The 15,328-nt window shown below is 73.2% G+C and carries 11 protein-coding genes; 4 read left to right on the top strand and 7 right to left on the bottom strand.

Annotated features, from left to right (window positions below; all coding sequences use genetic code 11):
- The first annotated feature begins 57 nt into the window (after positions 1-57).
- Together I5071_RS05060 and I5071_RS05055 are read left to right on the top strand one after the other, a co-directional pair.
- Positions 58-843 carry a ZIP family metal transporter gene (locus tag I5071_RS05060; RefSeq protein ID WP_236604246.1) on the top strand — a complete coding sequence of 262 codons (786 nt, stop codon included), beginning with the start codon at positions 58-60 and terminating at the stop codon, positions 841-843.
- 428 nt (positions 844-1,271) lie between these two features.
- Positions 1,272-1,625 carry a GFA family protein gene (locus tag I5071_RS05055; protein ID WP_236604245.1) on the top strand — a complete coding sequence of 118 codons (354 nt, stop codon included), beginning with the start codon at positions 1,272-1,274 and terminating at the stop codon, positions 1,623-1,625.
- A 380-nt stretch (positions 1,626-2,005) separates the two neighbouring features.
- Here the strand turns inward: I5071_RS05055 and I5071_RS05050 are convergent, their stop codons facing one another.
- From I5071_RS05050 to I5071_RS05035, 4 genes are read right to left on the bottom strand one after another with little or no spacing between them, the layout of a single operon-like run.
- Positions 2,006-2,272 carry a hypothetical protein gene (locus I5071_RS05050; RefSeq protein WP_236604244.1) on the bottom strand — a complete coding sequence of 89 codons (267 nt, stop codon included), beginning with the start codon at positions 2,270-2,272 and terminating at the stop codon, positions 2,006-2,008.
- Entirely contained in the window at positions 2,272-3,003 is a 732-nt protein-coding gene (locus I5071_RS05045; RefSeq protein ID WP_236604243.1) for an ABC transporter ATP-binding protein, read from the bottom strand. Before I5071_RS05045 ends, I5071_RS05050 begins: the two co-directional genes overlap by 1 nt.
- Before the next feature lie 20 nt (positions 3,004-3,023).
- Positions 3,024-5,327 (bottom strand): ABC transporter permease, encoded by a 2,304-nt coding sequence (locus tag I5071_RS05040; protein WP_236604242.1) that lies wholly within the window; start codon positions 5,325-5,327, stop codon positions 3,024-3,026.
- Positions 5,324-7,033 carry a lysine--tRNA ligase gene (locus tag I5071_RS05035; protein WP_236604241.1) on the bottom strand — a complete coding sequence of 570 codons (1,710 nt, stop codon included), beginning with the start codon at positions 7,031-7,033 and terminating at the stop codon, positions 5,324-5,326. Before I5071_RS05035 ends, I5071_RS05040 begins: the two co-directional genes overlap by 4 nt.
- A 118-nt stretch (positions 7,034-7,151) precedes the next feature.
- Here I5071_RS05035 and I5071_RS05030 point away from each other — a divergent pair, with 118 nt between their 5' ends.
- A complete protein-coding gene (locus I5071_RS05030) occupies positions 7,152-7,991 on the top strand; it encodes a tetratricopeptide repeat protein (protein ID WP_236604240.1) in 840 nt (279 codons plus the stop codon).
- Here I5071_RS05030 and prfB read toward each other — a convergent pair.
- Positions 7,992-9,141, bottom strand: a protein-coding gene (gene prfB, locus I5071_RS05025; protein WP_419249624.1) for a peptide chain release factor 2 whose coding sequence is annotated in 2 segments (ribosomal slippage) — positions 7,992-9,074 and positions 9,076-9,141 — 1,149 coding nt in all. Because the reading frame shifts where the segments join, the coding sequence is not laid out codon by codon here.
- 119 nt (positions 9,142-9,260) lie between these two features.
- Here prfB and I5071_RS05020 point away from each other — a divergent pair.
- On the top strand, positions 9,261-10,136 hold the full coding sequence (locus I5071_RS05020) for a hypothetical protein (protein WP_236604239.1): 876 nt from the start codon (positions 9,261-9,263) through the stop codon (positions 10,134-10,136).
- Positions 10,137-10,141: 5 nt separating this feature from the next.
- Here the strand turns inward: I5071_RS05020 and I5071_RS05015 are convergent, their stop codons facing one another.
- Positions 10,142-13,963, bottom strand: coding sequence for an AAA family ATPase (locus I5071_RS05015; RefSeq protein WP_236604238.1), 3,822 nt, complete (start codon positions 13,961-13,963; stop codon positions 10,142-10,144).
- Entirely contained in the window at positions 13,960-15,297 is a 1,338-nt protein-coding gene (locus tag I5071_RS05010; RefSeq protein ID WP_236604237.1) for an exonuclease SbcCD subunit D C-terminal domain-containing protein, read from the bottom strand. The genes I5071_RS05015 and I5071_RS05010 overlap by 4 nt, the downstream gene beginning before the upstream one ends.
- Positions 15,298-15,328: the final 31 nt, after the last annotated feature.

Below are 15,328 nucleotides of genomic sequence, written 5' to 3'. Positions count from 1 at the left end.
GGCGTTCTAGCCGTGCGGGGATGCCGGGTCAAGCGTGGGGCCCCATGTGAGGGAGACGTGGGCAGCACGTGGATCGATGCGGTGCTGACGAGCCTGTGGGCCGGCACCGGCGCGACCGGCGCCGGAGCGCTCCCAGCGCTCGCGCTGCGCGATCTCGGAGACCGCGCGCGGGCCGCGCTCTCCGGGTTCAGCGCGGGGGTGATGCTCGCGGCGACGTTCTTCTCGCTGCTGGGCCCCGGGCTCGAGATCGCGGTGGAGCGATGGGCACGGTGGGGCGGGGTCGCGGCGGGCGCGGGCGGGCTGATCGCGGGGGTCGGGACGATCGCGCTGATGCATCGGTTCTCGCCGCACGAGCACTTCCTGAAGGGGGTGGAGGGCCGGGGGCGATCGCCGGCGGCGCTGGCGCGCACGTGGCTCTTCGTGATCGCGATCACGCTGCACAACCTGCCCGAGGGGCTCGCGGTCGGCGTCGGGGTGGGGAGCGGGGACGAGGCGCTGGCGCTGCCGATCGCGCTGGGGATCGCGTGTCAGAACGCGCCCGAGGGGCTGGTCGTCGCGGTGTCGCTGGTGCGCGAGGGGTACTCGCGGTGGCTGGCGGTCGGGGTCGCGCTGCTCTCGGGCGCGGTCGAGCCGATCGGGGCGGGGCTCGGCGCGGCGGCGGTCGGGTTCTCGAGCGCGGTGCTGCCGGTCGCTCTGTGCTTCGCGGCGGGCGCGATGCTCTTCGTGATCAGCGACGAGGTGCTGCCGGAGTCGCACCGCGGAGAGCACTCGGACGCGGCGACTTGGGGGACGATGGGCGGGTTCTTGTTGATGATGGTGCTCGACGTGGCGTTTGCGGCTTGAGGCGCTTCGGTGGGAGGCGCGGGGGTGGGGGTCAGGCGGCCTGTGTGCTCGCGGGCTGCTGGACGGACGGGCGCGAGCGTCGGGAGTCGGTGGGCGCATCGCGGCGCGCGCTTCGCGCCGCTGCCGCGATGCTTCGTTCGATCTGTGGTCGACGTCTGCGAGCCCCCGTCGCACGAGGCCGCCTGACCCCCACCCCCGCGCCCGGTACCCCGGTTCTGCCGTCTCGCTGGGTGGGGCTGGGGAGAGCTCGCGACCGAGTCGCGCTGTTCGCGCGCCTCGGACGTTCGCGGGTCGCAGCGCGCGGCAAAGCCGCGCGACTGCGCGCTTCGCGCGGGATTCGGGGAGCGGCGCGACGCGCGAAGCGCGGCGGGGCGCGTGTCGCGTTCGTCCAACCGGGGGGCGCGGTTCGTGGCTAGATGACGCCGCACATGACGACGATGCATCAGGGAAGCTGCCACTGCGGGAACATCGCGTTCGAGGTCGAGGGGACGATCGATCGCGTGATCGACTGCAACTGCTCGATGTGCCGGAGGCGCGGCGGGCTCTTGTGGTTCGTGCCGCGCGGGGCGCTGCGGCTGACGACGCCCGAGAGCGCGCTCTCGACCTACACGTTCAACAAGCACGCGATCCAGCACCACTTCTGCGCGAAATGCGGGATCGCGCCGTTCGGTGACGGCACCGGGCCCGATGGATCGAAGATGGCCGCGGTGAACGTGCGCTGTCTGCCCGAGGTGGACCTCGCGTCGCTGAACGTGATGCACGTCGACGGCGCGAAGTACTGAGCCCCCGGCCGCGAGATCGCGGGCACGCGCGTCGCGCAGCGCGTGCCCCGCGTGAGACCGTCCGTGCCCCGCGCGCGGGCTTCGTCGGACGGTGATCGGCGATCCGTGCCCCCGCCTCCGAGAGTCACACCCCCGCCTGCGGGAGATGATCCCCCGCGTCGATCGATCACGGTCCCCCGGGGCCCGAGATCGATCGAGCCGGGGCGACGATCGATCGACGCGGGGGCGAGATCGTTCGCGGAGGGGCGCGATGCTCCGACGCGGGGGCACCGGCGCGCGTCGCGCGATCGGCCAGCGCAAGAGGCGTGTCGAGCACGCCGCGACGGCGCGAGCGCGCCGATCGCACACCGGTGAACGATCCCTGGAGGGCCCCGCGCGGCTCAGCGACCGGACGCGCGATGTCGCAGGCGCTCCGCGAGCTCGGCGTCGAGCTCCTCGTCGCTCAGTCGCTCGCCGAAGACGTGCCATGCGCCGATGCACATCGCGTTGGCGAGGCCGATCCGCGTCGCGCCGTGGAACGCGCCGATCAGATCGACTCGACCGACGTGGCCCCCGTTGCGGTGCATCGCGTAGCGCAGCGCGGCCACGGGCGAGTCACCGCGAGCGAGCGCTTCGCGGATCCACGCGACGAGATCGTCCACGTACATCAGCCCTCGGACGTGATCGCTTCGGGCTCGCGCTCGGCGACGTCGCTCTTGCGCTCGTCGCGCTCCACGCGGCCGTCGCGCATCGTGACCACGCGCGGCATCAGCGACGCGAGCTTCTCGCTGTGGGTGACGATCAAGAACGTCACGTTGCGCTCGCGGTTGAGCTGGAAGAAGAGCTCGTGCATCGCCTCGCTCGTGACGCTGTCGAGGTTGCCCGTGGGCTCGTCCGCGAGCACCAGCTTCGGCTCCATCACCAGCGCGCGCGCGAGCGCGACGCGCTGCTGCTCGCCGCCCGAGAGCTCGCCGGGGCGATGCGAGAGGCGATGCTTGAGCCCGACGTCGTCGAGCAGCTTCGTCGCCTTCGCGTGCATCGCGCTGCGCGCCGCGCCGCGGATGAGCCCGGGCATCATCACGTTCTCCACCGCGGTGAACTCGGGGAGCAAGTGGTGGAACTGGAAGACGAAGCCGATCGATCGGTTGCGGAAGTCCGCGAGGCGCGAGCTCGGCAGGTGCGTGACGTCCTGGCCCTCGTAGATGATCCGCCCCGACGTCGGCAGATCGAGCGTGCCCAGCACGTGCAGCAGCGTGCTCTTGCCCGCGCCCGACGCGCCGACGATCGAGAGCATCTCGCCCTGCTCCACCTCGAGGTCGATGCCGCGGAGGATCTGCACCTCGCGCTCCTCGTGGAGGATCTTCTTCGTGACCTTCTCGGCGCGGACCAGGGACGGCATTCGTTTGAGCTCCAACGAAGTCACGAGTAGCGAAGCGCGTCGACGGGCTTGAGGCGGCTGCCGAGGATCGCGGGATAGATCGTCGCGAGCAGGCAGACGAGCACCGCTGCGATGCCGACCGCGAAGAACTCGCGCGGGTCGGTGTGGATGGGCAGCGAGTCGATGTAATAGACCTCGGGGTTGAGCGGCACGATGCCGAGGTGCTCCGCGGCGAAGCACACGACCCACCCGAGGCCGAGCCCGCTGATCGCGCCGACGAGGCCGATGAAGAGGCCCTGCAGCATGAACATGCCGACGATCTGGCCGTCCTGCGCGCCCATCGCCTTCAGGATGCCGACCTGACGGCCCTTCTCGCGCACCATCAGCACGAGCGTCCCGACGATGCAGAAGCTCGCGACCAGGATCGCGATGCCGAGCGTGATGAACATCGCGAGCTTCTCGAGCTCGAGCGCGCCGAAGAGGTTGCGGTTCACCTCCTGCCAGCTGCGCACGCGGAGCTCGGGGCGCGCGATCGCCTCGGCGATCGCCGCAGCCGCCGCGTCGGCGCGCTCCCAGTCGTCGACGCGCACCTCGATGCCGCTGATCGCGCCGCCGGTCGAGAGGAAGCGCTGCGCGGTCTCGAGGTCGGTGTACGCGACCTTCATGTCGTACTCGTACATGCCGCTGTAGAAGATCCCGGCGACGCGGAAGGGACGCGACTTCGGGATCGGTCCCGCGGGGCCGAGATCGCCGAGCGGCGAGACGACGTTCACCTCGTCGCCGACGTGCAGGCGCAGCGAGCGCGCGAGCTCCTGGCCGACGATCAGCCCGGGGAGCACCTCGCGCGGGCGCTGCAGCGGCGGAGGCATGCCGAGGAAGAGCCCGGTCGGATCGTCGACCCGGCCGAACGCGTCCTGCACGCGCACGCCGGCGCCCGAGCCGGTGCGGAAGTCGGGATCGACGGTGGGCTCGGCATCGGGGGTGCGCTCGTCGAGCTCGCCGAGCACGCGATCGATCTCGCGCATCAGGCTCTCGTGCTGCGCGGACGCAGTCTCGTCGTCCTCGCCGACCACCGGGACGCCCGCGTCGCTCTCCGCCTCGTCGAGGTCGTCTTCTTCCTCGAGGTCGTCGTCGCGGCCGTGCAGCACGCTGCCGCTCATCTCCGCGGCGCTGAGATCGAGCAGTCGCTCGGGGTGCTGGAGGTACTCGAGCCGGCCGTGCCCGCGTCCCGGCGCCATGTTGCGCGGGAGATCGGTGACGTCGCCGATGGTGCGGGGATCGATGCCGCGCAGCACCGCGCCGCCGAGGTTCGACGCGCTCGTGACCATCACCTCGCCCGCGACGTACGGGCTCGCGCCGGTCACGCTCGGGACCTCGCGCACGCGCTCGAGCGCGGGGCCCCAGCCCTCCCAGGTGCCGTACTCGCGATCGATCACGACGTGCGCGTTGTTGCCGAGGATCTTCTGCTGCAGGTCCTCGCGGAACCCGCCCATCACCGAGAGCGTCGTCGTGAGCGTGCACGACGAGAAGCTCACCGCGAGGATCGAGAGGATGCCGATCGCGGTGAGGAACCCGCTCTTCTTCGCGCGCAGCATCCGCGCCGCGACGAGCGTCTGGACCCCGATGCGCTCGGCGACGTCGAGCGTCGGCGGGAGCATGCGCGCGCAGAAGCGCAGCGCGAAGAGCGTGCTGATGACGAGCGCGATCGCCGGCTGCGTCACGTCGCCGTCCTCGCGCGGCTCGAAGGGCAGCGCCCACAGCGCGAAGATGAACGCGGCCAGCAGCGGAGCGTCGATCAGGATCCAGATGACGCGGCGGATGCGCTCGGGGATCAGGAACCACGTCGCGATGCCGGCGCCGAGCTGGACGCGCACCGCGATCTCCCAGATCACCAGCGCGGCCATCATCGGCGCATAGGTGCCCTGCGCGAGCGCGATGGTCTCGATCGACGAGCGCGTGCTCGAGAGCACGTCCGCGAACGCCTGCGCGCCGTAGGGCACGCCGAGCGTGCCGTAGCCGGGATCGCCGAGCACGAGCCCGACCACCACGCCGAACGCGATGGTCGCGAGCCCTGCAACGATCATCGCGACCGCGCCGATCCACAGCCGCGCGCGGCCGCGCACGCCGATGTCGACGCGCGCGATGCGCACCAGCGTGAGCACCGCGATGAACAGCGAGAGCGCGCCGACGCTGCCGAACGCGACGGGCACGCCGACGACGACGTGCTCGCGCGGCAGCAGCGGCAGCGCGAGCAGGAGCGCTGCGTCGGCGGCCAGCGCCCCGATCACGGCCCAGAGGCCGAAGATCACGGCGATCGGGCCGAGGCGCAGCGCCTTCTCGGTCATCCGCGCTCCGACGTGCCCTGCTCGGGGCGCATCGCCGGGAAGAGCAGCACGTCGCGGATCGACGCCTGACCGCAGAGCATCATCACGAGGCGATCCACGCCGAGCCCGAAGCCGCCCGCGGGCGGCATGCCGTGCGAGAGCGCGCGCACGTAGTCGGCGTCGTAGTCCATCGCTTCCTCGTCGCCCTTCGTGCGGCGATCGAGCTGCGCGCGGAAGCGCGAGGCCTGATCGTCGGGATCGTTGAGCTCGGAGAACGCGTTCGCGACCTCGCGCCCTTCCACGAAGAGCTCGAACCGATCGGTGATGAACGGATCGCGATCGCTCTTGCGCGCGAGCGGCGAGACGTCGAACGGGTGGTGCATCACGAAGACGGGCACCGACTTCGATCCGTCCTCGCTGCGATAGAGCTTCGGCAGGTCGGGCTCGACGAGCACTTCGTAGAGCACGAAGACGCGCTCGCCGTGGGTGTGGCTCTTCGCGAGGAGCTTCCGCGCCTCGCGCCAGTACTGCACGCGATCCGCGCCGCCGAGGCGCGCCACCGCGGCCTCGTGCGAGTCCTTCGGGAGGTGCAGCACGCGCTCGATCGTCGCGTGGAGCTCGGTGGGATCGTCGAGCAGCTCGCGCGTGAGCGCACCGTCGAAGGGCGTGGGGAGCAGATCGCCGCCCGAGCGCTTGGTGCGATCGACGATCGCCTCGCGCATGTCGACGCGCGCGAAGGGCTCGTCGAGCGTGTACGCGCGCTCGCTCCACCACTCGGGCGCGCGGGCGTGCATCTCGCTGCGCAGCGCCGCGTCGACGTGGCGGAACATGGCCTCGGTGAGGTCCATGAGGTCCTCGTAGGTCGCGTACGCGCAGTAGAACTCGAGGATCGTGAACTCGGGGTTGTGGCGAGTGCTGACGCCCTCGTTGCGGAAGGCGCGACCGATCTCGTAGACGCGATCGAAGCCTCCGACGAGCAGGCGCTTCAGGTAGAGCTCCGGCGCGATGCGCAGGTAGAGCTTCATGTCGAGCTCGTTGTGGTGCGTGTCGAACGGCTTCGCGACGGCGCCACCACGGAGCGGATGGAGGAGCGGCGTCTCGACCTCGAGGAAGTCGCGACCGTCGAGGAAGCTGCGCAGCGCGCGGACGATGCGCGAGCGCGCGTAGAAGACGCGCGCGACGGCGGGGCTCGCGAAGAGATCGACGTAGCGCTCGCGGTAGCGCTTCTCGACGTCGGTGAGGCCGTGCCACTTGTCGGGCGGCGGGAGGATCGCCTTGCCGACGTGGTGGAAACGATCGGCGCGGATCGCACCGTCGCCGGTGCGGGTGCGGATCATCGGGCCCTGGACCGCGACGTGATCGGCGAGGTCGAGGAGCTCGAGCTGCTTCGCGTCCTGCTCGGGGAGCGCGGGCTCGCCGCCCTTGCCGGGCTTGTTGCGGACGAGCGCCTGGGCGTCGCCGTGCGGGGTGCGGATGACGATGAACGGGCCGCGCTTGCCGACGACGCGACCGAAGAGGTGATGGCTCGGCTCGTCGCCCTTCAGGTCCTTCTCCTCGGGGAGCGCGGCGCGCTTCTCGGGATCGGTGAGGATGGCGACGGCGCGCGCGCGGGAGGCGTTCTCGTCGTCGTGCGCGCGGAAGTCGTTGGGATAGGCCTGCGTGCCGGCGTCGCGCAGTGCGCTCGCGTGGGCGCGGCGCGCCTCGATCAGCTCCTCTTCGCTCGCCATCTGGTGCCTCGGCGTGGGTTCTCGCGGCGTGCTCCCGGTTCCGGGCTGGGCGCCGGGGGCGCGAACGTTGCCACGCCCGCAGGGGATGGCGCCAGCGAGGTCGAGTAGGATCGGCCGCATGCGTGGGGTGAACGTCGCGGGGCTCGTGCTGCTCGTCGTGGTGGGATGCGGCGGCGCGCAGGTGCGGACGCAGAGCGCAGCGGGCGGTGCGATCGAGCCCGGCGCGCTCTTCGTCGAGGCGTCGAACGGGCGGACCGATCTGCTGCAGGTGCCGGAGACGAGCGTCGACGAGCTCGAGTCGGCGCGTCGCAGCGCGCGGGGCGCGGAGCGACGTCGGGTGCTGCGCGATCTCGCGCGGGCGCATCTGCTCGCGGCGGAGTCGAGCGAGGGGCGCGAAGCGCGGCGTCATCGTGCCGATGCCGAGCGCGCGGCGGAGGCGGCGGCGAACGGGAGCCGCGACTCGACGCTGCTCGCGGAGATGGCGTTCGTGGAGCTGTGGCTGAGCTGGCGCGCGGGAGAGCGCGCGGCGGTGGGGCGCGCCGAGCGCTTCACGACGCGCTTCGCGGGCGCGGGCGAGCTCGCGCTGATGGCGTGGATGATCCGCGGTGAGCTCGCGTTCGGCGCGGAGCAGTGGGCCGACGCGGCGACGGCGTATCGCTATGCGCTCGGGCAGCTCGAGCATCCGCTCTATGCGTACGCGCTGCATCGGAGCGCGGAGAGCTGGGAGCACGCGGGACGCCCCGACGACGCGCGCGCAGCGCGCGGCGAGGTGGTGCAGCTCGGATGCGCGAGCGACGCGAGCGAGGCGACGATGCGCGTGGTGCAGCTCGCGGCGCGCGAGCTCGGGGTCGCGATGGTCGCGGACGAGACCGGTCGGGTGCGACCGTCGACGTGCGCGACCACCACGACGCGCAGCGCATCGGGCGGCGACGACGAGCTGCCGCCCTCGATGCGCTGATCACTGGGCCGCGGCGGTCGCGGCCTCGTCCTTCTTCTTCCGCTGATCCGCGGTCTTCATCAGGTAGGCCTCGATGAGATCGTCGAGGTCACCGTCGAGCACCGCATCGACTGCGCCGGTCTTGAACTCGGTGCGCTCGTCCTTGACCAGGCGGTACGGCGCGAGCGTGTAGGTGCGGACCTGGGAGCCGAACCCGCTCTCCATCTTGTCGACGCCGTAGTTCGCCTGGAACTCGGCCTCGCGCTTCTGGCGCTCGAGCTCGTACAGCTTGCCGCGCAGCATCTTCATCGCGGTCGCGCGGTTCTTGTGCTGCGAGCGCTCCGCCTGGCACGCGACGATCACGCCGCTCGGGATGTGCGTGATGCGGATCGCCGACTCGGTCTTGTTGACGTGCTGACCGCCCTTGCCGCCGGCGCGGAAGGTGTCGACCTGCAGGTCCTCCGGCTTGATCTCGATCTCGCCCACGTCGTCGTCGAGATCGGGCACGACCTCGAGCGAGGCGAACGCGGTCTGACGGCGGGCGTTGGCGTCGAACGGCGAGATGCGGATCAGGCGGTGCACGCCGTTCTCGGCGCGCAGGTAGCCGTACGCGAAGGGGCCTCGCACGTGGATCGTCGCGCCCTTGATCCCAGCTTGCTCACCGGCCTGCTGGTCGACGATCTCGGTCTTGTAGCCCTTCTTCTCGCACCACCGCAGGTACATGCGGAGGAGCATCTCGGCCCAGTCCTGCGCGTCGACGCCGCCGGTGCCAGGATGGATCGTCACGATCGCGTCGGAGCGATCGGTCTTCCCCGCGAGCATGCGCGCGACCTCCATCTGTCGCGTCGCCTTCTCGAGCTCGGGGATCTGCGCGATGACCTCGTCGATCACCGACTCGTCGCCGTCGGCCATCTCGAGGAGATCGCCGAGGTCCTTGGTCTCGCGCTGGAGCTTCTCGTACTTGGTGACGACGGCCTCGATGGCCGCCTTCTCCTGGACCACCTTCTGCGCGGCTTCGGCGTCGTCCCAGAAGCCGGGGCGCAGGGTGTGGTCGTTCAGACGATCGATCTGCAGACGAAGGCCGTCGACGTCAAAGATACCTCCCCAGCGCTTCGTGGCGCTGAGCGAGCTCCGACAGTCGTTCGCGGGCTTCGCCGACGGGCATCGACATGATGCGAGTCCTCTCTGGTGTCCGGCCGGAGGCCGGTCGTGTGTCCTACGACCACCCGGCGCGTCCGTCAACGGCGCACGCCTCTTCCGTCGCTCCGCGCGATCCGGGATCATCGAAGGATGCGGTATCGCTTCTCGTCTTCCTTGCTCTTGCTCGTCGCGGTCGCGATCGTGGTGGCAGCGCCGGGGGCCGCGCGCGCCGAGCCGCTGGTCTGCACGGTGACGGGAGAGACCGGCGCGACGCCGCTCGTCGACTGCGATCTCATCGCGTGCACCGACGCGGTCACCTGCTCGGGCGAGCGCTTCGAGGCCGCGGTGTGCGACCAGCTGCTGTTGGGGATCGAGGGGCGCGTCTGCCGGCCCCTGTGCGGGACGTTGTTCGGGTGCGACGTGAACGAGGACTGCCCTCGCCTGCTCACGCGCGAGGGGGTGTGCGTCGGGGCGGTGAACCCGCCCGAAGGGTTCACGAGCGGCGTGTGCGCGTATCCGACGCTCGGGCTCGACTACTGCGCCGGGAGCACGGAGCTCACGAGCGAGCAGGTCGTCGACTGCCACCGAACGCCCGACGGACAGCCGACGTCGAGCTGGCTCGCGGGCGACTGCGACGAGGACGGGTGCCCCAACGCGCGCGATCCCGAGCCCTGCATCGACGACCCGATCGATCGGTGCGGCACGGTGCGCCTCGGGGAAGGCGAGTGCGTGCCCGACGTGCCGGGGCGGCCCGATGGGGGCACCAACACCGACGACGCCGGCGTGCCCGACGCGGGCGGCGAGGACCACGACGCGGGCGGCGACGAAGAGGATGCCGGCCAGGAGCCCTTCGACGCGGGCGTCGAGCCGCCGTTCGATGGAGGCCCGACCGCGCCGCCCGGAACCAACTTCGCGGGCGGCGGAGGCTGGCGGTGCGCGGTGCCGAGCGGCGCGCGCACCGGTGCCGAGACGGCGCTGCTGTTTGCCGCCGCGCTCGGCGCGCTCGGCGTGCGCCGCCGGCGCTGACGCGATCACGAGACGACCTCGACGAGGCTCTCCGCGTGCCCGGCCGGGCGCACCTCGACGCGCGCGGCGAAGCGCTCCGCCATCGCCGCGACGTGCGAGACGACGCCGACCTGACGCCCGCTCGCCTGCAGCGCGTCGAGCGCTGCGAGCACGACCTCGAGGCTCTCCGCGTCGAGCCCGCCGAAGCCCTCGTCGATGAAGAGCGAGTCCACCGGGACGCGTCGCGCCGTCATCGACGCGAGCGCCAGCGCGAGCGCGAGCGAGACCAGGAACGTCTCGCCGCCCGAGAGGCTCTTGATGCCGCGGATCTCGTCGCCCATCTCGCGATCGACGACCTGCACGCCGAGCTCCGCGCCCGGGGTGCGGCGCAGCGCGTAGCGCGGGGCGAGTCGCTCGAGCTGCGCGTTCGCGTGATCGAGCAGGAGCTCGAGGGTGAGCCCCTGCGCGAACACCCGGAAGCGCTTGCCGTCGGCGGAGCCGATCAGCGTTTCGAGCGTGGCCCAGGTGCCGACACGCACCCGCTGCGCCTCGATGCGCGCCACGATCTCGGCACGCTCGGCGCGCTGGCGATCGTCGCGCGCCAGGGCGTCCTCGAGCGACGCGAGCAGTCGGCGCTCCACGTTCTCCGCGTCGCGAGCGCGCGCGAGCTCGCGCTCGATGGCGTCACGGGGGAGCAGTCCGTCGGGCGGCGCGGCGTCGTGCGCTTCGCGACGGCGGACGCGCTCGTCGAGGACGGCGTGGCCACGCGCACGTCGCTCGTCGAGCACCGCGAGCTCGCGACGCCATGCCGCGAGCTCCTCGCGCGGACGCGCCAGCAATCGGCGCAGCGCGGCTTCCTCGAGCCCCGACGTGCGCAGCGCATCCTCGAGCCGCGTGCGCGCCGCCACGAGCTCTCGCGTGCTCTCGACATTCGCGCGCGCAGCCGACGACACGGCCTCGAGCGCCGCCGCGAGCGCGGTCTCGGTCCGCGCGCGGTGCTGGGCGGCCGACTCGCGCATGGCGCGGCCGGCGTCGCACCCGATGCGCGCGCTCTCCTCCAGTGCGTCGAGATCGTCGGCAGCGATCGCGCTGCGGCGTGACGCGAGCGCGGCGACCTCCTCTTCGGCGCGTGCGAGCGCGGTGCGCGCGTCCTCTTCGTCGCGCTTCGCTGCGGCTTCGGCGTCCGCTGCGCGCGCTGCATCCGCCTCGAGCGCAGCCAGCGCGGAGCGTGCGCGCGCCTCGTCGCGCCGCGCCTCGGCGCACGTCGCGAGCGCGCGCTGGACCTCGGCGAGCGCCGCCCGATCGAGCGCCTCGAGCGGGCCCACTCGCGCCTCGATCGCGGCCCGCCACGTCGCGATCCTCGCCGCGCTCTCCTCGAGATCGGCGAGCGCGCGCGCATGCTCGCGCTCGTGCTCCGCGACCGCGCGCCCGACCGCTTCGAGCGCGCTCTCGGCATCGCGCGCCGCGCGTTCGACCTGCGCGAGCCCCGACGCGGCACGGTCCCGCTCCTGCGACGCGCCCTCGACTGCACGCTCCGCGGCCTCGCGCGCGGCGAGCGCGGCGAGCACCCGCGCCCGCGCCTCCTCGACGCCGCGCGACCACGCCTCGACCGCGGCCTCGTCGAGCGAGCGGTCGCGCGCCTCCGCCCAGATCGGCGCGCCCCCCGCGCCTCCTGCACCCGCCGCGTGCACGTCCTCGGCGGGCGCGAGCCGCGCCCGCAGCCGCATCCCGGCGCCCGACCACCACGACGCGAGCGACTCGAGCGCCCTCGCGCGCGACGCTTCGCGCGCGCGCTGCGTCTCCTCGGTGGCCTCGCGCTCCGACGCGACGGCCGCTTCGGCGGCGCGCTCCGACGCGACGCGCTCCGAGCCGATCTCCGCATCCGCGGTCGCGAGCGCGCGCTCCAGCGCGACGACCTCGTCGCGCAGCTCGGCGACGCGCGCTCGCTGGGCATCCACGAGCGCGACCGGCGCGTGGCGCGCGTACGGATGATCGAGCGCGCCGCAGAGCGGGCACGCATCGCCGTCACGCAGCTCCGAGCGCAGCTGCGCGAGATCGAGCATCGCAGTCGCGAGATCGCGCGCACGCTCGGCCTCCAGCAGGCGCGCACGCGCCGAAGGCAGCGCGCTCAGCGCTTCGGCTCGACGGGCCTCACCGCGCTCGATCGCGAGCCGCGCCGCGCGCTCGGAGGCCCTCGCCGTCGCCGCGCGCGCTGCCGCCACCGATGCGCGGCGCGCTGCATCGCCGATCACCGCCAGCGCGGATCGTGCGGCCCCGAGGCGCTCGAGCGCGTCGCGGAGCTCGTGGGCTCCGAGCTCTCGCGCGAGCGCGTCTCGACGCGCTGCGAGACGCTCCCCCGCCGCTTCGAGCGCCGCTCGCCAGCGCTGGGCGTCGACGATCGCCTCCTCCAGCGCCCGCCTCCGCGGCGCGGTCTGCGCCGCGACCCGCGCGCGTCGCTCCGCCGCGTCCCGCGCCGAGTCCCGCAGCGCGACGAGACGCTCGAGCCGCTCGATCAACCGAGGCGCATCGTCCTCCGCGATCGTGTCGAGCGCGCCCTCCGCGCGACGTCGCCCCGTCGCCGACTCGATCTGCCGGTGCAGCGTCGCGATGCGTCCGCCGTGCGCCACACGCTCCGCACCACGCGCCGTGGACACCTCGGCTGCGCGCGCGGCGCGCGCGGCCGCTTCGCCCATCTTCGCCCGGGCGACGGCGAGCTCGCGATCGAGCGCCCTCGCCTCCCGCAGCACCGGGCTCAGCGCATCCGCGCGCGCCCGCGCCTCGCGCTCCTGCATCTCGGCGCGCGCGAGCGCCTCGGTCGCCTCGCCGCGCTCCCGCTCGGCCGATGCCGCCACCGCGTCGGCGTTCACCTTCGCGGCTCGTGCCCCACGCCCGACCTGCTCGGCGCGATCGAGCGCCTCGAGCGGCGCGCGCAACGGCTCGGCCCGCTGCGCCTCCTCGATGTCGCGACGCCGCGCCTCCGAGAGGTCGAGCTGTCCGTCGAGCTCCGCGAGCTCGCGCCGCGACTCGGCTTCTTCGCGCGCCCACAGATCGCGCTCGGTCCACCATCGCGCCTGCGCCTCGAGCGTCCTCGCGCGCTGCGCCGCGCGTGCGACCTCGAGCGTCCGCTCCGGCAGGCTCGCCTCCTGCGCCCGGCGCGCGTCGTCGGACATCGGCGCGACGTACGCGAGCCCTTCCTCCAGCCGCTCCAGCGCGGACCGCTCCTCGCGCGCGCGCCGCGCCACCTCGATCGAGATCCGTCCGTAGATCTCGGTGCCGGTCATGCGCTCGAGCAGCTCCGCGCGATCACGATCGTCGGCCTCGAGGAACGCGGCGAAGCGTCCCTGCGCGAGCAACACCGCGCGCTGGAACTGCGCGAACGAGAGCCCGAGGCGCTCCTCGATCGCAGCGAGCACCTCGCCCTTCCGGGTGCCCGAGACCGCACGCCCCGTCTCGACGTCGACCAGCGACATCGTCGTGTCCTGCAGCCGTCCGTCGGCCTGGCCTCGCGCGCGCCGGACCTCCCACCGAGCGCGATAGACCCGCCCGTCGATGCCGCGGAAGTCGACCTCGGCGTGCCCGCGCCCCGCGCCGCGACGCAGCAGGTTCCGCGGATCGCCCGCGGCGCGCGCGTCCTCCTCGGTGCCGATGCGCTCGCCGCGCCCGGTCAGCCGTGGAGTGCGGTCGTAGAGCGCGACGCACAGCGCATCGAGCAGCGTGCTCTTCCCGGCCCCCGTCGGACCGACGATCGCGAACACGCCCGCATCACGCAGGGGCGCGGCGTCGAGCGCGAGCTCGAACCGGCGAGCGAGGCTCGCCAGACCCTCGCCACGGATCGCGAGGATCTTCACGGCCCGCTCTCCGTGCCGCGCGCACCGTCACTGCCGAGCACCGCCGCGCGCGCCTCGTCGAACGCCGCGAGGACGTCGTCGGGCGGATCGCCCTCCTGCTCGAGCGCCCAGCGCCGCAGGAACACCTCGCGCACGTCGAGCTCGGCGAGCTCGCGCAGGCTCGCGCCCTCCTCGGTGCCCGGCGACGATCCCGTCCGCGCCTGCTCGACGGTGAGCTTCACCAGGCGCACCGGCAGGCCCGCGAGCGCCTCGTCCACCCGCGCGCGCAGCGCAGGCTCTGCGCGCTCCAGCCGCACCCGCGCCTCGACCCACGGCCAGCGGGTCTCGGGCCCGCTCGCCGCAGCGCGCACCACCTCGTCCTCGGCGAGCGCCCGCAGCGCCGCGAGCGTCTCGTCGATCGGCGCCGGACCGCTCCGTGGAACCCGGAGGATCGGCACCGAGCGCGGCACGCGATGCCCCGCCTGGGTCGCGATGCGCCCTCCTTCGAACGTCACCAGCCGCACTTCGTGCGGATAGCTCTCCTCGCCGAGCGCCAGCGGGATCGGGGAGCCCGAGTACCGCACGTGCGCGCCCGACACTTCTTGCGCCTCCACCTCCTGAGCGAGGTGCAGGTGCCCGAGCGCGACGTACGTCGCGTCCTCCGGGAACACCGAGACCGGCAGCGCCCCCGCGACCCCGCCGATCACGGGACGCTCGCTCCCGTCCGACACCGCCGCGCCCGCCACGTGGCAGTGGCCGGTGACGATCAGCGCCTGATCGTCGCGACGCAGCGTGCGCGCGTGGGCCGCGACCTCCTCGTAGACGCGCCGCGCGCCCCGCGCGATGCGCACCGCCGGCTCCTCGTCGCTCGCCTCGGGATCGAGCGCAGGCAGATCGCACGCGCGCAGATAGGGCACCGCGAGCGCCCACGCCGCGATCGCGCCCTCCGCGTGCAGCGGCACCACGAGGGGCTCGGGGTCGATCCGCTGATCGCGCCCGCGGCCCACCCACGGCACCGCGCCCACCATCCGCACCCGCAGCGATCGCAGCACCGGATCGGGCGCGGCCAAGCGCGACGGGGAGTCGTGGTTGCCCGCGACGATCACCACGTCGATCGCCGGACAGCGCGCCCGCAGCGCCGCCAGGAATTCGAAGAGCTGACCCTGCGCCGCGCCCGAGGGGCTCGCGCTGTCGAACACGTCGCCCGCGATCACCAGCGCGTCGACGCGCTGCGCCTCGAGCAGATCCACCAGCCAGGCCGAGAACGCAGCGTGCTCCGCCTCGCGCGAGCGGCCGTGCAGGGCGTGCCCGAGGTGCCAGTCGGCGGTGTGGCAGAGCGTGAAGGGGCGCGGCATCGGCGCGTCCGACGCGCGCGCATCCGCACGT

This window comes from Sandaracinus amylolyticus (assembly GCF_021631985.1).
GTDB classification, from domain to species: domain Bacteria; phylum Myxococcota_A; class Polyangia; order Polyangiales; family Sandaracinaceae; genus Sandaracinus; species Sandaracinus amylolyticus_A.
This window is presented reverse-complemented; position numbering and strand designations above follow the sequence as displayed.

What these genes read in the sequence shown, in the direction of transcription:
- I5071_RS05055 (WP_236604245.1), top strand. Translation starts at nt 1,272, where the DNA reads ATGACGACGATGCATCAGGGAAGCTGCCACTGCGGGAACATCGCGTTC.
- I5071_RS05050 (WP_236604244.1), bottom strand. Translation starts at nt 2,272, where the DNA reads ATGTACGTGGACGATCTCGTCGCGTGGATCCGCGAAGCGCTCGCTCGC.
- I5071_RS05045 (WP_236604243.1), bottom strand. Translation starts at nt 3,003, where the DNA reads ATGCCGTCCCTGGTCCGCGCCGAGAAGGTCACGAAGAAGATCCTCCAC.
- I5071_RS05040 (WP_236604242.1), bottom strand. Translation starts at nt 5,327, where the DNA reads ATGACCGAGAAGGCGCTGCGCCTCGGCCCGATCGCCGTGATCTTCGGC.
- I5071_RS05035 (WP_236604241.1), bottom strand. Translation starts at nt 7,033, where the DNA reads ATGGCGAGCGAAGAGGAGCTGATCGAGGCGCGCCGCGCCCACGCGAGC.
- I5071_RS05030 (WP_236604240.1), top strand. Translation starts at nt 7,152, where the DNA reads ATGCGTGGGGTGAACGTCGCGGGGCTCGTGCTGCTCGTCGTGGTGGGA.
- I5071_RS05020 (WP_236604239.1), top strand. Translation starts at nt 9,261, where the DNA reads ATGCGGTATCGCTTCTCGTCTTCCTTGCTCTTGCTCGTCGCGGTCGCG.
- I5071_RS05010 (WP_236604237.1), bottom strand. Translation starts at nt 15,297, where the DNA reads ATGCCGCGCCCCTTCACGCTCTGCCACACCGCCGACTGGCACCTCGGG.